The sequence below is a fragment of the Asaia sp. Ae19-3 genome, assembly GCF_059801175.1.
This window is the reverse complement of the sequence record NZ_JBCHWF010000001.1, coordinates 24,102-40,113: the sequence shown is the minus strand read 5'-3', so window position 1 is coordinate 40,113 and position 16,012 is coordinate 24,102. Positions and strand designations below refer to the sequence as shown.

General features: G+C 62.1%; 14 protein-coding genes and 1 pseudogene. 11 read left to right on the top strand and 4 right to left on the bottom strand.

Annotated elements, in window-relative coordinates; all coding sequences use genetic code 11:
* Window positions 1-245: 245 nt before the first annotated feature.
* Together AAID99_RS00180 and AAID99_RS00175 are read right to left on the bottom strand one after the other, a co-directional pair.
* Window positions 246-359 (bottom strand): annotated as a pseudogene (locus AAID99_RS00180) (IS481 family transposase); the annotation flags it as partial.
* A gap of 245 nt (window positions 360-604) precedes the next feature.
* Entirely contained in the window at window positions 605-1,081 is a 477-nt protein-coding gene (locus tag AAID99_RS00175; protein ID WP_498492636.1) for a very short patch repair endonuclease, read from the bottom strand.
* Window positions 1,082-1,158: 77 nt separating this feature from the next.
* On the opposite strand from AAID99_RS00175, the gene AAID99_RS00170 reads away from it, so the two are divergent.
* The 7 genes from AAID99_RS00170 (at window position 1,159) to AAID99_RS00140 (ending at window position 11,293) form a co-directional block, all read left to right on the top strand.
* Complete coding sequence (locus AAID99_RS00170; RefSeq protein WP_498492634.1) at window positions 1,159-2,769, top strand: DNA cytosine methyltransferase; 1,611 nt, start codon at window positions 1,159-1,161, stop codon at window positions 2,767-2,769.
* Entirely contained in the window at window positions 2,759-4,270 is a 1,512-nt protein-coding gene (locus AAID99_RS00165; RefSeq protein ID WP_498492632.1) for an ATP-binding protein, read from the top strand. Before AAID99_RS00170 ends, AAID99_RS00165 begins: the two co-directional genes overlap by 11 nt.
* A gap of 20 nt (window positions 4,271-4,290) precedes the next feature.
* Window positions 4,291-7,026 carry a Z1 domain-containing protein gene (locus tag AAID99_RS00160; RefSeq protein ID WP_498492630.1) on the top strand — a complete coding sequence of 912 codons (2,736 nt, stop codon included), beginning with the start codon at window positions 4,291-4,293 and terminating at the stop codon, window positions 7,024-7,026.
* Window positions 7,023-8,030, top strand: a complete 1,008-nt coding sequence (locus AAID99_RS00155) for a PD-(D/E)XK motif protein (protein ID WP_498492628.1) — start codon at window positions 7,023-7,025, stop codon at window positions 8,028-8,030. Before AAID99_RS00160 ends, AAID99_RS00155 begins: the two co-directional genes overlap by 4 nt.
* Window positions 8,023-10,065: an AIPR family protein gene (locus AAID99_RS00150; RefSeq protein ID WP_498492626.1), complete on the top strand. Its 2,043-nt coding sequence runs from the start codon at window positions 8,023-8,025 to the stop codon at window positions 10,063-10,065. The genes AAID99_RS00155 and AAID99_RS00150 overlap by 8 nt, the downstream gene beginning before the upstream one ends.
* Before the next feature lie 93 nt (window positions 10,066-10,158).
* The gene (locus AAID99_RS00145) at window positions 10,159-10,923 is read left to right on the top strand and encodes an HNH endonuclease (protein WP_498492624.1); all 765 of its coding nucleotides are present in this window, start codon (window positions 10,159-10,161) and stop codon (window positions 10,921-10,923) included.
* A 145-nt stretch (window positions 10,924-11,068) separates the two neighbouring features.
* On the top strand, window positions 11,069-11,293 hold the full coding sequence (locus AAID99_RS00140) for a hypothetical protein (protein ID WP_498492622.1): 225 nt from the start codon (window positions 11,069-11,071) through the stop codon (window positions 11,291-11,293).
* A 77-nt stretch (window positions 11,294-11,370) separates the two neighbouring features.
* Here the strand turns inward: AAID99_RS00140 and AAID99_RS00135 are convergent, their stop codons facing one another.
* Complete coding sequence (locus AAID99_RS00135) at window positions 11,371-12,003, bottom strand: recombinase family protein (protein ID WP_498492620.1); 633 nt, start codon at window positions 12,001-12,003, stop codon at window positions 11,371-11,373.
* A 275-nt stretch (window positions 12,004-12,278) separates the two neighbouring features.
* On the opposite strand from AAID99_RS00135, the gene AAID99_RS00130 reads away from it, so the two are divergent.
* Both AAID99_RS00130 and AAID99_RS00125 read left to right on the top strand, forming a co-directional pair.
* Window positions 12,279-13,124, top strand: a complete 846-nt coding sequence (locus tag AAID99_RS00130; RefSeq protein ID WP_498492618.1) for a hypothetical protein — start codon at window positions 12,279-12,281, stop codon at window positions 13,122-13,124.
* Window positions 13,125-13,134: 10 nt separating this feature from the next.
* Complete coding sequence (locus AAID99_RS00125; RefSeq protein WP_498492616.1) at window positions 13,135-13,995, top strand: hypothetical protein; 861 nt, start codon at window positions 13,135-13,137, stop codon at window positions 13,993-13,995.
* A 26-nt stretch (window positions 13,996-14,021) separates the two neighbouring features.
* Here AAID99_RS00125 and AAID99_RS00120 read toward each other — a convergent pair whose 3' ends face one another.
* The gene (locus AAID99_RS00120; RefSeq protein ID WP_498492614.1) at window positions 14,022-14,621 is read right to left on the bottom strand and encodes a recombinase family protein; all 600 of its coding nucleotides are present in this window, start codon (window positions 14,619-14,621) and stop codon (window positions 14,022-14,024) included.
* A 319-nt stretch (window positions 14,622-14,940) separates the two neighbouring features.
* On the opposite strand from AAID99_RS00120, the gene AAID99_RS00115 reads away from it, so the two are divergent.
* Complete coding sequence (locus AAID99_RS00115; RefSeq protein ID WP_498492612.1) at window positions 14,941-15,255, top strand: helix-turn-helix domain-containing protein; 315 nt, start codon at window positions 14,941-14,943, stop codon at window positions 15,253-15,255.
* A gap of 265 nt (window positions 15,256-15,520) precedes the next feature.
* Window positions 15,521-16,012 (top strand): MobC family plasmid mobilization relaxosome protein, encoded by a 492-nt coding sequence (locus AAID99_RS00110; protein WP_498492610.1) that lies wholly within the window; start codon window positions 15,521-15,523, stop codon window positions 16,010-16,012.

Below are 16,012 nucleotides of genomic sequence, written 5' to 3'. Positions count from 1 at the left end.
ACATCCCTCACAGGTTTACATGTAATAGCCTTCGAATGTCTCAAGCTCCGGCAAGCCACTGCTTATTCAGGTGAACGGCAGACTCTAGTGCGACACGCTATAACCGTTAGTTGTAAGCCAGACCTCTTGAAATATTCTATCGATGATATCGGCGGAGCGTTCCAATTTTTCAGCTATGGGACAAAACCTTTCAATCATAAACTGAATTTTTGCCATCAGCGACGCATTACTTTTCGCCGGTTGCTTTAGGTGTTTGGTCCCGGGTTTTGATGGTGCGGGTTTTGCACGAACCTTGATGGCTCTTGCTGCCATTGCTGGCAAATAAATTCGTAGGGTGTCAGGCCCCGCAGTGTCTTCAGGCTCGCTTGACTATCTTGTATCGCTCGACGGACTGCCGCTGTCGTTATGGCGCTCCCGTGGTGAACCTGCCCCATAGTGCTTCCTTCCATTCCGCCGAAAAGAATGCACCATCAGAACCCGGGACCAAACACCTAAAGTCGCTTCAGCTTCGTTTTATATTTCTCCAGAGCCTGCAGGCGCCGCGCCTCCGACACCTCGCATGCCTCCGTGTTTCGATCGCAGGCACAAACTTTGCAAAAAGGCCTCAACGAACGGTGGTGCCTCGCGGTCTGACGAGATCGCTTTCGAAACACGGCGATAATTTGGGATCCTTGATCCAGTCCAGCAGCGCCTCGACAGTGCGGTCGACGTGAGTCGGGCGCAGTCCGCATTCCCAAACCACGGCGACGCGCCAGTCCTCAGCCAATAGCGCCTTTAGCACCTGCCTGTCCCTAGCGATGTTGCGCTCGAACTTGCTGGACCAGAAGTCAGCGTTCGATGACGGTGTCGAACACCAGTGGCAGCCATCATGCCGATGCCAGAAGCAGCCGTGAACGAATATCGCGATCCCTCTGCCTGCGAGCACGATGTCCGGCCTGCCGGGCACCTTCGAACCATGCAGTCGATATCGAAGTCCCGCAGCATGGAGCTTCCTGCGCAGCACCAGCTCCGGAGACGTGTTCCTGCCTCGGATGCCTGCCATCATTCGCGATCTTGTTTCCGGATCAACTACATCCGCCATGGACTTCGCTCTATCGTTCTCATCTGGACCTGTTATTCTCTATGGCACATACAACAGGAACCGAGAGCGCACGATTCTTGCCAACATATTCCGTCGTTGACATTTTTGCAGGTCCGGGGGGGCTCGCCGAAGGATTTTCGAGCGTTCAAGCGGGCGATGGCGAGCGCGCCTTCCACATCTCCTTGTCGATCGAGAAGGAACCGTCGGCACATTCGACGCTTCGCCTGAGAAGCTTTCTGCGGCAGTTCCCCGACGCCCTTCCCGACGCATACTACACCTTCATAAACTATGGCGGCGACGAGCCGGACTGGTCGGAGACCCACCCAGAGCAGTGGGCCGCGGCGGTCGACGAGGCATGGCTGATGGAGCTGGGCCAAGAGAATCCCGAGACCCGCCTGAATGCGCGGCTCGACGCGATCCGTGCCGAGAGCGAGGGCAATGCCATCCTGATCGGCGGGCCGCCGTGTCAGGCCTATTCGCTCGTCGGACGCGCCCGCAATCAGGGCAAGAAGGACTACGTCGCAAGCGAGGACGAGAAACACTTCCTCTACCGGGAATACATCCGCATCCTCGACCGTCTGCGCCCTGCCGCCTTCGTCATGGAAAATGTGAAGGGCATGCTGTCGTCGTCGGTAGACGGCCAGAACCGCATCTTCGATCAGGTGCTGCGCGATCTCCGGGGAGAACGACCCGGCGCGACGCGCTACAAGCTGATCGCGCTTGATCCGCGCTCGCGCCGGCAGCTCGACCTCACGCCGTTCGAACCCCGGGCATCGGATTTCATCGTCCGCGCCGAGGATTTTGGAGTTCCGCAGGCGCGCCACCGCGTCATCGTGGTCGGACTGCGCGCCGATCTTGCCGAAGGTCTGCCGGACAATTCGCTCGCCGACCTGATGACGCGGCACACGCTAAAGGCGACCGTCGGGAACGTCATCGACGGGATGCCGCGCCTCCGCAGCGGCCTGAGCCGAGAGCCGGACGACGAGACCGAGTGGCGGCGCGTGGTCGAGACGGCCATGGCCTTCGTCGCCGAGATGGAAACCGGCCTCGACGACGATCAGCAGGAGAGGTTCGAGGCGCTGGCGAAGGACTATCTCTCGCGCCTTCGCGGCCTGAACGGGCTTCCCGGCCGCGAAGGCGTCGGGACCGGCATTGCCGCCGCTTGTCCGGCGGACCTGCGTTCATGGCTGGTCGACGATCGGCTCCGCAATCTGCCCAACCACGCGTCGCGCAGCCACATGGCGAGCGATCTCGCGCGGTATTTCTTCGCGGCGGTGTTCGCGGAGGTCGCTGTCCGATCGCCGAAGGCCGCCGACTTTCCGGAAGAACTCGCACCGGATCACGACAACTGGAACTCCGGCAAGTTCGCCGACCGATTCCGTGTCCAGCTCTCCGGCGGCCCTTCGACCACCGTCACGAGCCACATCTCGAAGGATGGCCATTATTTCATCCATCCGGACCCGCTCCAGTGTCGCAGCCTATCGGTCCGCGAAGCGGCGCGGCTCCAGACATTCCCGGACAACTATTTCTTCAAGGGAAATCGCACCCAGCAGTACATCCAAGTCGGCAACGCGGTGCCGCCGCTGCTCGCACGCTGGATCGGCGAAGCGCTCTGGATGATCCTCAATGCTGGCACCGCCGAGGCCGAAGAAGTGGCCGAGGAGTCGAGGCTGAGCAGTGTCGGCTGACTATGATCTCGCCAGCCCCGGCGCGGCCGAGCTTTTCGAATCGCTTCGCGCGTTCGGATATGATCTGCCGACGGCTCTTGCCGACATCATAGACAACAGCATCAGCGCGCAGGCGCGTAACGTCTGGATCGACATGAAGTGGGCCGGGCCGGAATCGCGCATCATCATCCGCGACGATGGGCGCGGCATGGCGGAGGCCGAGCTGTTGCAGGCGATGAAGCCGGGTAGTCACAGTCCGCTGGCCGATCGGTTGAAGAACGATCTCGGGCGCTTCGGCCTTGGCATGAAGACCGCTTCGATCTCGCAGTGCCGATGCCTGACGGTCCTGACGAAGGCCGCCGGATTCGATCAGGCGCTGCGTCGCTGGGATCTTGACTACATCGCATCGACAGGAACCAGCGAGTGGCGGCTGCTCAAGCGTCCGGACCTGCTCGACGATGCGGACCATGAACTTTTGAAGGGACAGCCGAGCGGCACGATCCTCTTCTGGGATCGACTGGATGTGCTCGTCGGAACGGCGCCCGCCAACGACGACACCGCACAGAAGCATTTCCGGGAGCGTGCCGATGCCGTGAAGCAGCATCTGGCGATGGTCTTTCACCGCTTCTTGCGCGGTCGTGGCGCCATCACGATCCACATGAACGGGCGGGCCATCGAACCATGGGATCCGTTCCTCGAGGACATCAAGTTCACCGAGCCGCTTTCGGCCGAGACCCTGATCTCGGATGGCCAGCGGGCGGAGGTGAAGCCCTACATCCTACCACATCACAGCCGGATCACTGCCGACCAGCACCAGGCGGCTGCCGGCCCGAAGGGATGGAATGCCCATCAGGGCTTCTACATCTATCGCAATCGTAGGCTGCTGGTCGCAGGTGACTGGCTTGGCCTCGGCATGCAGAAAGAGGAGCATTTCAAGCTCGCCCGCATCCGCATCGACCTGCCGAACACCGCCGACCTGCTGTGGCAGATCGACGTGAAGAAGTCGCGCGCACGGCCGCCCGCAGCGCTGCGTCGCGATCTGCAGCGGATCGCGCGGGCCGCGCGCACCCGCGCTTCGAGCATCTACCGGCATCGCGGCAAGATCATCCAGCGTCAGCTCAGTGCCACGGAAGCGTTCCTGTGGACCCATCTAACGAAGCACGGAAAGTCGTTCTATCGGATCAATCGCGACCATCCGCTGGTCCGGAAGGTTCTCGACGGCGCGGAGGAGCGCGCGCCAGTACAGGCGCTCTTCAGCCTCATCGAGCAGACCATTCCGGCGCCGCTGATCGTCATCAAGAATGCCGAGAAGCCGGATGCGTTCGGGCAGCCGTTCGAAGGGGCTGCAAAGGAACTGCAGCTCGCTATGAAGGCAGTGTTCGACGCTTTGATCGAGGGAGGCCGCGATAGGGTCGAGGCGGCGCGGACGCTTCTGGCGATGGAGCCGTTCAACAACCATCCCGACATCGTGACGGCGTTCCTCGACAAGGTTGCACGCGAGACGGCGGGCAGAAAGAAATAGAAGCGGAATCGGGGGGAAGGATGTCGACAGGAACACCAGAACAGCAGCTTCGCAGCGCCTATGGCGCCGCGAACGCGCTGCTCGAACTGGAGCCGCGGATCACGCAGGAGGCTCTCGAGCGCACGGTCGACATCATCTTGGCAATGCCGCCCTATACGACTGTCGATCGCACCCGGCTGCTGCGCGAACTGGAAGCCCGCAACAACACCTTGGTCGGCGGCTATTCGATCATCGACGACAAAGAGTTCGTCGCCTGGATCAAGACCGCGCGGGAAAATCGCCCGTTCCAGTTCTGGGAGCGGTATCGGCACTGGATGGATCGGGGCAAGCGATGGGCAAGCGGTCCGCTCGTGCAGCTCGACCGAATGACCGACGACATCCTCGATAGGCTTCGAAATCCGGAGACGGCTGGTGCCTGGGACCGACGCGGTCTGGTCGTTGGTGACGTCCAGTCCGGAAAGACCTCGAACTACACCGCGCTCATCTGCAAGGCAGTCGACGCCGGCTATCCCCTCGTCATCGTCCTTGCAGGCGTCCACAACAGCCTCCGGAGCCAGACCCAGCTGCGTATCGACGAAGGCTTTCTCGGCTTCGACACCCGGCTGAGCCTGCTCGCCGACGATCAGGAAAATCAGCGCATCGGTGCCGGGAAGATGCCGAGCGCGCCGTTCCTAGTCGCGCATTCCCTGACCAGCAGCGCGGATGGCGGGGACTTCAAGGCGGCCACCGCCAACGGCACGCGTCTCGTGCCCGGCGGTCGCGACCCGATCATCCTGGTGGTCAAGAAACGTGTCAGTATCCTCGAGAACCTGCTGGCGTGGGTGAAGTCAGTCCGCGGCACTGACGATCCCGGGACGCCCGGCGGCAAGATCGTCCGGGACGTGCCCATGCTCGTCATCGACGACGAGGCCGACAACGCATCAGCGAACACCAACGAATATCGCAATGACGACGGCACTATCGACGAGGATGCCGATCCGACGAAGACCAACATGCTCATCCGCAAGCTGCTCGTCACGTTCGAGAAGAGCGCTTACGTCGGTTACACCGCGACGCCCTTTGCCAACGTGTTCATGCACCATGAGGCGACGCATCGGGATGCTGGCAGGGACCTGTTCCCGGCGAGCTTCATCGTCAATCTGCCGGCACCCTCGAACTACATCGGCCCCGAGCGCGTCTTCGGCGTCGATCGGCCGGGCGCGAACGGCGATGCAACGGGACTGTCGATCATCAGGCGCATTTCCGACGCCGTGGCCATTTTCCCGCCCGGCCACAAGAAAAACCATCCGGTGACGGAGCTGCCGGCCTCGCTCGAGGAAGCGATGCTGGCCTTCCTGCTAGTCTGTGCGGCGCGACGGGTGCGCGGCGACGTCAACGTCGACAATTCGATGCTCATCCACGTTACGCGACTGGTCGCCATTCAAGAGAAGGTCGCGCGGCTCGTCGACGAGTTTCTTGTCGATGTCGTGCGCCAGCTCGAGTTTCCTGGCACTGGCGGCACTGTCATCGTCGAGTTGGAGGCGTTGTGGAAGAAGGAGTTCGAAACCAAGGGGGATGAGTTGCGCGCTCTGCTAGCCGATCATGATCTCCAGCCGGTCGCATGGTCAGCGGTCCGCGATCAGCTGTTCGACGCGGCCAAGCGGGTTCGGGTCCGACAGATCAACGGGTCCGCGAAGGACACGCTCGACTATGCCGATCATCCGGACGGCCTCTCGGTCATCGCCGTCGGCGGCGACAAGCTGTCGCGCGGCCTGACGCTCGAAGGTCTTTCGGTCAGCTACTTCATTCGCACCACCAAGATGTACGACACGCTCATGCAGATGGGCCGCTGGTTCGGCTATCGCCCGCGCTATGCCGACCTGTGCAGGCTGTACACCTCGCCGACCCTCATCCGCTGGTATCGGCACATTGCGACCGCGACCGCCGAACTGCGCGAGGAGTTCGATCTGGCGTTCAACAACGGCCAGACGCCGCTGGAGTTCGGCCACCGCGTCAGGGCGCATCCCGACGGCCTGCTGATCACCGCCGCGAACAAGATGCGGTCCGGAACCCGGGTCCGGGCCGGCTTCTCCGGCACCATCTCCGAAACCGTGTCGTTCGAGGCAGCACACACCAAGGCGAACTTCGACGCGTTCTCTGATTTCATCAACGACCTGCCACGGAGCACCGGCACCGGGCGTCACCAGTGGGACGACGTCGAAGGATCGCGCGTGACGTCGCTTCTTCGACAGCTGCAGACATCCCGCGATTCGTGGAAGGCCAACGCGCAGGCACTGGCCGAATATGTCGGCAATCGCGTCTTGAACGGTCAGCTGAAGACTTGGACCATCGTGCTCGCAGGCCAGGGGCGGACGGACATTCCCTGCCGTCTGGGGCCATATGCCATCATGCTCACCCAGCGTGAGTACGAAAAGAGCGGCGACGGACGCATCACGATCGGCCGACTTGTCAGCCCGGCAGACGAAGTCGCCGATCTCGATCATTCGGCCAGACTGCGCGCGATGCAGCAGACCATCGACGCCTGGGAGAAGAAGGCGGACCCCAAGAAGGATGAGCCAAAGACGGCCAGCGGACCATTCATCCGCAGACAGCGAAGCCGGGATCGCGGACTTCTGCTGATCTACCCGATCGATGCGGCGATGCCTGACAGGATGCCGATCATGGGGTTCGCGATCAGCTTCCCGTTCGACGAAGATGCGCCGCTCATCGACTATGCCGAGAACAGCGTGAAGCAGCTCGAAAGGATCTTCGATTGAGCCCCGAAGCGCTTCTCGCGACGTGGGCCGAGCTTGGCGGAGCGGCTCCGAGTCCGTCCGGGGCGCAGCGCATCCGGCTCGACGTGGACGCCGCGGCTGACATATTCGCCTGCGTCTTCTGGCCCAGCCGGCGTCCGGGACTGCTGATCGAAGGCGCCGGCGAGCACCGGCCCGGAGGAGACAGGATACCGACCTGTCGCGGCGTCCGCGTGGTCCACGAGGTGAGCGCCGAGCCGAGGACGCTGATCCGCATCATGCTGGAAGACGAGCGTCTGCTCGACATCTTTGCCGTGATGTCGGCCGACCTCGTAGGCATAGTCGCGCCTCAGACAAGCACAGCTCTTGCGCTGCGTTGCGCGATCGACCGGCTGTGCATGTGGCAGGGCCTGTTCGAGCGGGTGCCGGTCGAGGGCCTTTCGGAAGAAAGGCAGCGGGGCATGCTCGGCGAGCTGCTTGTCATGGAAAGGCTGCTCGTCCCGATTCTGGGGCCTCTTGCTGCCGCCGAATGCTGGACAGGCCCCGATCCTGCGCATCAGGATTTCATCCGATCGGGTCTGGCGATTGAGGTCAAGACAAGCCTCGCCAAGCGCCATGCCCGTCTCAGGATCGCGAACGAGAAGCAGCTCGACGAGCGCTCCCACGAAAACCTTCTGCTCGCCTATCTCAACCTCGACGAGAGCATGGCGCACGGGGACTCGCTCCCCATGGTTGTCGAGCGCGTGCGCGCGCTGGCCGCCGGTGACCCGGCCGCATCCTGCATTCTCAACGACCGGCTACTCGCCGGCGGGTATCTCGACGTCCATGCGCCGATCTACGACCGCAACCGCTGGCGGGCCGGCGATGCCCGATATTTTCGCGTCGAAGGTGTGTTTCCGCGTCTGACCGATGCCAATCTGCCGGCCGGAGTCGGCGACATCGGCTATTCGATCATCGCCGACGATCTGGGCTCCTACGAGATCGGGGACGATGACGTCGCCGGACTGGTGGAGGCGGTCGGTGGCTGAGGCGGACGAACTCCAAGCCTATGCGGTCAACATCCTGCAGGATGTGATTGCCCGTGCCGATGCCGCAGAGGATGGCGCGCTGCGCGCCGAGGCGTTCGCCGAACTGATGTTCGAGCATCTGGTGGATGCGGGCGAGATCGACGATGGCATCGGCTGTCCCGTCGAAGCGCGTGGCATCCGCTGTTCGGGATACTTCCTCTCCGAAGACAACGACCGTCTCGACCTTTTCCTTGTGGTGCCGCGTCTCGACGGTGTCGCAGGAACCGTTGCGAAGGCCGACATCGATACGGCGTTCAGGCGCATCGGCACCTATCTCGAAAAGGCGCTGGGCGGTTTGCATCGCGAGCGCGAGGAGGCACTGTCCGGGTATGACATGACCCGGGCGATCTGGGAGGCGCGGGAAGAGCTGAGCCATGTCCGCCTCTTCGTCATCACGGACGGACTTGCGACGATCGACCAGATCGAGAGCCAGATGATCGGTTCGATCGAGGTGTCGAGCCACCTCTGGGACCTGCGCCGGCTGCATCGCGCGGTGTCGTCCGGCACCAGCCGTGAGCCGATCCATGTCGATTTCCCGAAGCTCGGCGCGACGCTTCGCTGCGTGATCGCAACACCGCCCGGCGGCGGCTATCGCTGCCTTCTCACCATGATCCCCGGCAACATACTCGTGGAGATGTACCGCCAGCACGGTCCCAGACTCCTCGAACGCAACGTGCGCAGCTTTCTCCAGCTGAAGGGCAAGGTGAACCAAGGCATTCGCAAGACGATCATCGACGAGCCCCAGATGTTTCTGGCGTTCAACAACGGGCTTTCCGTCACCGCGACCGGTCTTCACTTCGAGGATCACGGCGACGGTACGGCCGAACTCATGTCCGTCGATGACTTCCAGATCGTCAACGGCGGACAGACTACGGGATCGATCTTCCGGGCGTGGCGCAAGGATAAGGTCGACGCCAGCCAGCTGCAGGTGCCGGTCAAGATCACCGAAATTCTGGGCGACGGCGACATCGAGGAGATCGCGCCGAGAATCTCTCAGTCGGCGAACAACCAGAACAAGGTCAACATGGCCGACTTCTCCTCCAACCATCCGTTTCATCGGCGGATGCAGGAGCTGTCGCGGTCGATCTGGGCGCCGCCGTCCGGTAGCATGCAGCGGCAGTCGCGATGGTTCTACGAGCGCGCGCGCGGACAGTATCACGACGCGCTGGCGGAGAACCGCACCGAGGCCGAACGTCGAAAGTGGGAGCTCATCCACCCGCGCAACCAGCTCATCACGAAGACCGACCTCGCCAAATACGAGCACAGCTGGTCTCAGCTGCCGCACATTGTCAGCCGCGGCGGTCAGAAATGCTATCTGGATTTTATGGACGCGCTGAACCAGCGCGGTGCGTTCGAACCGGACGGACGTTATTTCGAGCGATGCGTGGCGCGCGCGATTCTGTTCCGACAGTCTGAGCGGATCGTGTCTCGGCAGAAGTTTGGCGGCTACCGTGCCAACATCGTGACCTATCTTCTGGCTTGGCTGTCCCACCACACGGCCAAGCGCATCGATCTTGATGCTATCTGGTTAGCGCAGGAGCTTACCGTGCCGCTTGCGGCCTTCATCGAGGTGCTGAGCATCCACGCCCATGCGCATGTCACAACCCCGCCCGGGGGCCAGAACGTCACCGAATGGTGCAAGAAAGAAGCCTGCTGGGAGCGCTTCCGTGATACGCAGATCGAAATCTCTGCCGATGTCGGAGCCAGCCTGCTGTCCGGGGACAAGGCGCACACCAGCAAATCGACCAGCGTCCTCGAGGAACAGGCAAGTGAAGCCGAGTCCGAACAGGTCGAGCGCGTGTCGGCTATCCCGTCACAGACTTGGTTCGACCTTGCCGCCTGGGCGAAGGACACGCAGTCCCTTCAGGCATGGCAGCGGTCGCTTGCGTTCAGCCTCGGGCGACTGGCTGGCAACGGGAAGAAGCCGTCGCGTAAGCAGGCGATGCACGGCGAGAAGATCATCGCTGAGGCACGGGCACTCGGCTTTCGAGGATGATCCGATGACCTCGGAGCAAGCGCGTTCTGCCGAGGCGCTGGCAAATGCTCGGCTTCCTAGTGTGTCGGCGACAGTAAGCGGAGGGTAACGGCAATGAACGAAAGACGGCCGCGGCCAAAGAATTATTACGAGGCGCGTGGGTTCAGCGTCTACTATCTGGCAAATGCGGTCTTCAACATTGTCAGCGACTCAGGTGCCTATCTTCGTGGCATCGAGGATATCCTCGGCGACATGCGAGTGCTAGCGCTGATGCGGCCGTTCCACCACTACACCAATCTCCATCACTTCGTCCGCGAGATTTCTGTCGATATCGTGACCGAGGAAGTCGACAACATTGACTCAGACCACCGTTTTCTTCGCGAGTTCCTGCGGATCTTCGCGGTGCCGTTTCCGGAAGAGGCCCTCCAAGACGAGGACAGTTTCTGCGACTTTGCGGCAGAATCTACCCGCTTTCACGACGCTCTCGACGAACTGACCGACGAAGTCTTTCATGTTCTGTTCGGCGACGTGGCCTTCTTGCAGAAATTCAACCGGCTCTGCGCCGATTTGATCGAGATGTCCGGCTTCGGCGACGAACTGAAGACCCGCCGCGGCACGCTGAAGCGGGTGGCCATCCCCGTGTGGGCGCGGCGTGCGGTATTCTACCGCGACAAGGGTGAATGCCGAGCCTGCAAGCGCAGCTTGGCAGCCTTGATCAACCGCCTTGAGACCGAGCGTTACGACCATGTCGTGCCGCTCGCACGCTTTGGCGCGAACGACGTCACCAATCTCCAGCTGCTGTGCGAGCCATGCAACCTCAAGAAATCTGCGGGGGAGAAGCCTGTCTCGCGACTCTACCAGCGGGCAATACCGACCTGAACCGCAAAGGGCGTCATCCACCCCGCTCCGTCAGCTATCCTAGCAAAGGCCCCTATATTCTATTACAGCACATTTCGATCACTTCGCATCTGTTGTCAAAGACGGCGATGAACAGTTGACGGAAGCTTGAAAGATCTATGAGCGCATGATCACCCAGCTTTTCACCAATCAAGCTTCGACCGGCCTACGTGTCACGCCGAACGCGCGCATCATGCGGTTGAGGAGCGGCATTCTGCAACAGAGCGACGTGTTCATCGAGCCGCGCCACACGCCAGACATTCTCCGTCGATCAATCGTCGGGGCAAAGTGGGCCGTCTCGGGATCAGAGATGACGTCCGTTTCCAAGCCGTTCCGTTCGGAAGCGGACTGACCGCTTCCCCCCTCATAGCCGACCTCTCGCACCGAACCCCGCGCCCTCCACCACGTTTTCCGTCCCGGAACCGGTCATTATTGTGCCGGTGTCAATCGAACCGGCCAGGCGGCCCGGGCACCTGTCCCGGAACCTCCATTTCCGGAACGCTCTGCCTCGCAGGAAACCGCGCGCCAGATTGTGGTTTTCGAGACGGCCATAATCTGCGCAATTTCCTGAAAAGATTTCCCTGCCTTGTGCAGTTCAACCGCGTGCCCACGCTGCCTTTCGGTCAGCCGCGCAGGCCGTCCCAGCCGTGACCCGCTACGGCGTGCCGCCTCCAGCCCGGCCCGCGTTCGCTCGCGGATAATCTCGCGCTCGAACTCTGCGAACCCCGCGAGGATGGTCAGAAAGAGCTGCCCGTTTGCCGTACCGGTCTCGATCCCGACATCGAGAAGCCTCACGCGTATCTGACGTTCCACAAGACTGCTCACCAGCCCCATCACGTCGAGCATGGTCCGCCCCAGCCGGTCGAGGCGTGCTGCAACGAGACTGTCGCCCGGCTGCAGCTTCGCCAGCAGTTCCGACAGACCCGGTCGTGACGCCGCCGGAACCCCGCCCGAGACCGTATCGAGCACGATCTCCCTCACCCCTTCCCGCTCGAGTGCCAGAAGCTGCGGATCATGCGTCTGTTCATCGGTCGAGACGCGTGCATAGCCATACCGTGTCATGAAAACCCCCTCGCTGATTTCGGAACACGGTTTGGAGACGGGACGCACCGCCCAATGCCGTGCAGTCCCAAAACCGACGGATTGTGAACCGGTCATCACAACCGGCCAGGGCAAGGTCGAACCGCCAGAAAGTCAGTCAGGGCAAGAGTTTCGCATGGTCGGGCTCCCGCTCACCCATAACCCCATGATTGCCCTGTCATGGCTTTCGGGGCGGCTCTGACTGACACCTGTCCCGACCCTGTGTTGGCCTGCGTCACATCACTCCGGGAGAAACCATGAAACGCGTCATCGCCTGCCTCTTGCTGTCTGCGGCTCCAACGCCGCTCGCTCAGGCCCAGGATATGGAAGCTTTCCGCCGCAACATGGTCAATGTAGCGAATGCGCTTGGTCAGGGGCACGTCACGGAACCCCCGACTGCTCCTGCGACACAGGATAATGGCGGCGTCGCACTGACGCAGAAGCTCACCTATTCCAGAATGAGCAATGCGCTCGGTCAGGCTTCCATACTGGGCCTCTCGCTCAGCATGTCCGCCCCGGAAGCCACCAGTGTTCTGCGCCAGTACTGCCAGACAGAACCGAGCATCCGGACCGAGACATTGCGGACATCGCATAAGGGCATTGATATCGAGAGCCAGTCCTACCCGGCATCGCTGGCCTGCCAGCGCGGGAACGACAGGATCGATGTCACCCTCGCCCCGCCGGTCATGGGCGGCGTGGTGACCCGCATCGAGCGCACTGTCTCCTACCCGCCCCTCAATGCGCCCGGATACGATGCCCTCAGAGCCGAACTCACCACGCACTACACGGCGCATCTGCCGCCGCTATCGGGTTGGAGTGCCGCAACCGCGCTCTACGCTCTCAAAAACGGCAACGTCATCGAGAAAGCGGATGGCACCGGGATTGATCCTTCGCCCTCGTCAGACCCGCGCGCTGCCACGACACAGGCCTGGCTGCGCATCGCTGTCAGCGTCGTCCCGCAAAATCCGTCCGCCGTGCGCAGCCTGACCCTGACGGCCGAGGATATCGGTGCCGAACAGGCGATCACAGCCGAGATCATCCGGCAGCTCAATGCGGCCATTGACGCCAAACTCGCGCATGCCACCGTTAAGCCCGCCCTGTGAGGACAGACCGATGAACCATCCCTCCTCTTCGCCCGGCACCGTCAATGCTGATGATACCAATCGCGGCACAATCATCCGTATTCCCGACACCCAGCCGGGCCTTCTCGTGTCTGACGGGAAACAACACGCGTTCACGCTCTCCGGTATCTGGCAGGGACCGGCAGCCCCCGCCCTGAACCAGAAAGTCAGCTTCACCCTGACACCGGAAGGACGCATCGCGTCCATCCATGTTCTGGGGCGCGATGTCCTGGCCAATGAGACGCTGAGCGCATTCGGTCAGACCCTGCGCAGCAATGGTGGCTCACTGGGAGCTGTGATGTTGCCCTACCTGCGCCAGCAGAAGGAGCGCATGACCCTGCCCGGCATGGTCATGTCGGGTGGCTTGCTGCTCGGGTTCCACGTTCTGCCGGGATGGACGCTCGATGCAGGCAATACCATGCTGGGCATGAGGCTCGATTACACGCTGAGCCAGCTACTCGGTGTGCAGACGGGTGGCGCGGACATCACTGTGACGTTCGGCTTCTGGCGCCTGGTCGGCTGTGCCATCACGCTCCTGCCCTGGGTGACCCCATGGCTCGGTTTTACCCGGGCGCGTCTGCTCAATACCCTGCCGCTGCTCCTGCTACTCGCCCTGCCTCTGGTCGTGCATGCACGGCTGCATCATCTCGCAGCCGAGGCAGCCCAGAGCACGGGTCAGCTTCTTGGCGGTTTCGGCGGCAACGCCGCGATGCAGCATGATTTGCAGGCCATGGTACAGAAACAGGCGGCCGCGCTGATTGATGCCACCTCATGGAATAGCGGCTACTGGATTGCGCTTGTCGCCGCCTGCGGTCTGGCAGGTCTCGCGCTGATGCACAGGGCTCGCCACTGAAGCAACAGCAACCCCCAGCGTCAGGCTCAGGCAGCGGCGCTGGATGATTGCCCAGCCCGCTGCGGTCCAGCCTCGCCCTTTAGCGCTCGATGCACTGTGGCGCGTCCGACATTCATGACGGACGCGATGTGCCGGATGGACAGACCCTGTGCCGCCAATGCCCTGACATGCCGGGTCTGCGCCGGTGTCAGTGCACGGGGCCGTCCGATGCGACGCCCTGCCGCCCGCGCTGCCGCAATCCCTGCACGGGTACGTTCGCGAATGAGCTCGCGTTCAAACTCCGCTATCGCCATCAGGATAGTGAGGAACAGGCGACCATTGGCCGTGCCCGTCTCGATGCCCAGCGCAAGAATACGCACTCTGACGTTGCGCTCATCCAGCGCGGAGATGAGCTGCAGCATATCGATTGCATCCCGCCCGAGCCTGTCGAGACGCACCACCACAAGACTGTCGTGAGGCTGAAGCCGGTCCAGCAGCGAGGCAAGGACGGGACGCTCTCTGGCAGGAACAGCACCTGACACGGTCTCGACGAAAATCATGTCCAGCTTCTCGGCTTCGAGGGTGGGAAGCTGGGCATCGACACTCTGCGTATCGGTCGACACACGGGCATATCCAAAGCGCGCCATAACTGCGTTCTCCTTCTCGAGACGACAGATGGCTGCGTTCTTATGTCATGGTCAACGTATTTGGACTCCAAACCATATTTGGACTCCCTACAATCTCATTTGGACTCTTTGTTTCCCACTTGGCGCACTAAACCACGTAAAAACCCCGGCTTTTTTCCAGAAAACCGTCCGAGCGTCTTTCGAAAGCGACGCATATGAGGCAGTGTCGGCATCTATTTTCCTGCCCTGCTTTCTGTCCCAGTCCCCTATCGCCTGTCCCTCTTCCTCTTCCTCTCGCTCATCTCTTCCATCCCTTGCCCTTACCTCTACGGAGCCCTCCATGACGCTTGTTGCTTCGCAATGCCGTGCCGCCCGCGCCATGCTGGGTCTCTCGCAGCGTGACCTGGCCAGGATGGCCGAGATGGCGCATCGCACGGTGGCCGATTTCGAGACCAATGCCCGCACACCCCATATCCGCACCCTGCGGGCGATGCGCGAAACGCTCGAAGCCTGCGGGGCGGTGTTCATCCCGGCGGATGCGCAGTTCGGTCCCGGTGTGAGACTGAAGGCCGTCGAGGAACCTAAGACTGCCGCCGATGCCGCTGCCAATGTTGATACCGCCGAGACTGCCTCACAGGAGACCGCGGAAAACTGAGGAAAGCCCTCCGGGAGGGCGGAGGGGACAGCCCGCAAGAGAGCGGTTTCTTCTCAGACGGAAGGCAGAAAAATCCTCTCATTCTGCACGGAGTTTGTCAGAGGCTGCCTGTTCTGTCCGGCATCTGTTCCTGTCCTGTTCTATCATGAGGACATGGGTTGGCTCCCCTGAGCCAGCAGTGCTTCGTGGCTACCCGTTGGGTGCACGAAGCAGCTGGCAAGGGGGCTGTCGCCCCCGTTGACCCCCTTGATGGAAAGCGCATCCCATGTCTGCCTCGCCCCATGTTCCTGTGCCCGTGACGCATCCTGTCCTCAGCCTGACCCGCCCTGCCCGCTCCTCGCGTCTGTCCGTCCGTGCCTCGCCTGACGAACTGGCTGCGTGGGCCGATACAGCGCGTCTTCTGGGTCATGAGACCACCGCCCTCTGGGTGCGCTCCCTGCTGCAGGAGGCCGCCCTGACCGGTCACGACGGGATGGCGGTGGGTGCCTCACTGCGCAAGCTGCGGGGCGAGCTCGGGCGCATTGGCAACAACCTCAACCAGCTGGCTCATTCTGCGCATTGTGGTGATGCCGTCCGGGCGGGGGATGTTCTGGATGCGCTGGAAAAGACAAAGGACCGCGTCGATGGCCTGCTCAAATCCATGCGCGTGACGAGGACAAGAAGGACGTCCCGACAGCGGAAGATGGTCGAACCGGAGACAGGGACAGAGGCGGAAGTGTCCCAGCCAATAGCGACCTTGCCCACAACACTGCACTAA

Bases quoted from the DNA above. Each gene is read 5' to 3' on its own strand.
- AAID99_RS00130 (WP_498492618.1), top strand. From the start codon at position 12,279: ATGAAACGCGTCATCGCCTGCCTCTTGCTGTCTGCGGCTCCAACGCCG.
- AAID99_RS00115 (WP_498492612.1), top strand. From the start codon at position 14,941: ATGACGCTTGTTGCTTCGCAATGCCGTGCCGCCCGCGCCATGCTGGGT.
- AAID99_RS00175 (WP_498492636.1), bottom strand. From the start codon at position 1,081: ATGGCGGATGTAGTTGATCCGGAAACAAGATCGCGAATGATGGCAGGC.
- AAID99_RS00160 (WP_498492630.1), top strand. From the start codon at position 4,291: ATGTCGACAGGAACACCAGAACAGCAGCTTCGCAGCGCCTATGGCGCC.
- AAID99_RS00120 (WP_498492614.1), bottom strand. From the start codon at position 14,621: ATGGCGCGCTTTGGATATGCCCGTGTGTCGACCGATACGCAGAGTGTC.
- AAID99_RS00140 (WP_498492622.1), top strand. From the start codon at position 11,069: ATGATCACCCAGCTTTTCACCAATCAAGCTTCGACCGGCCTACGTGTC.
- AAID99_RS00110 (WP_498492610.1), top strand. From the start codon at position 15,521: ATGTCTGCCTCGCCCCATGTTCCTGTGCCCGTGACGCATCCTGTCCTC.
- AAID99_RS00145 (WP_498492624.1), top strand. From the start codon at position 10,159: ATGAACGAAAGACGGCCGCGGCCAAAGAATTATTACGAGGCGCGTGGG.
- AAID99_RS00135 (WP_498492620.1), bottom strand. From the start codon at position 12,003: ATGACACGGTATGGCTATGCACGCGTCTCGACCGATGAACAGACGCAT.
- AAID99_RS00125 (WP_498492616.1), top strand. From the start codon at position 13,135: ATGAACCATCCCTCCTCTTCGCCCGGCACCGTCAATGCTGATGATACC.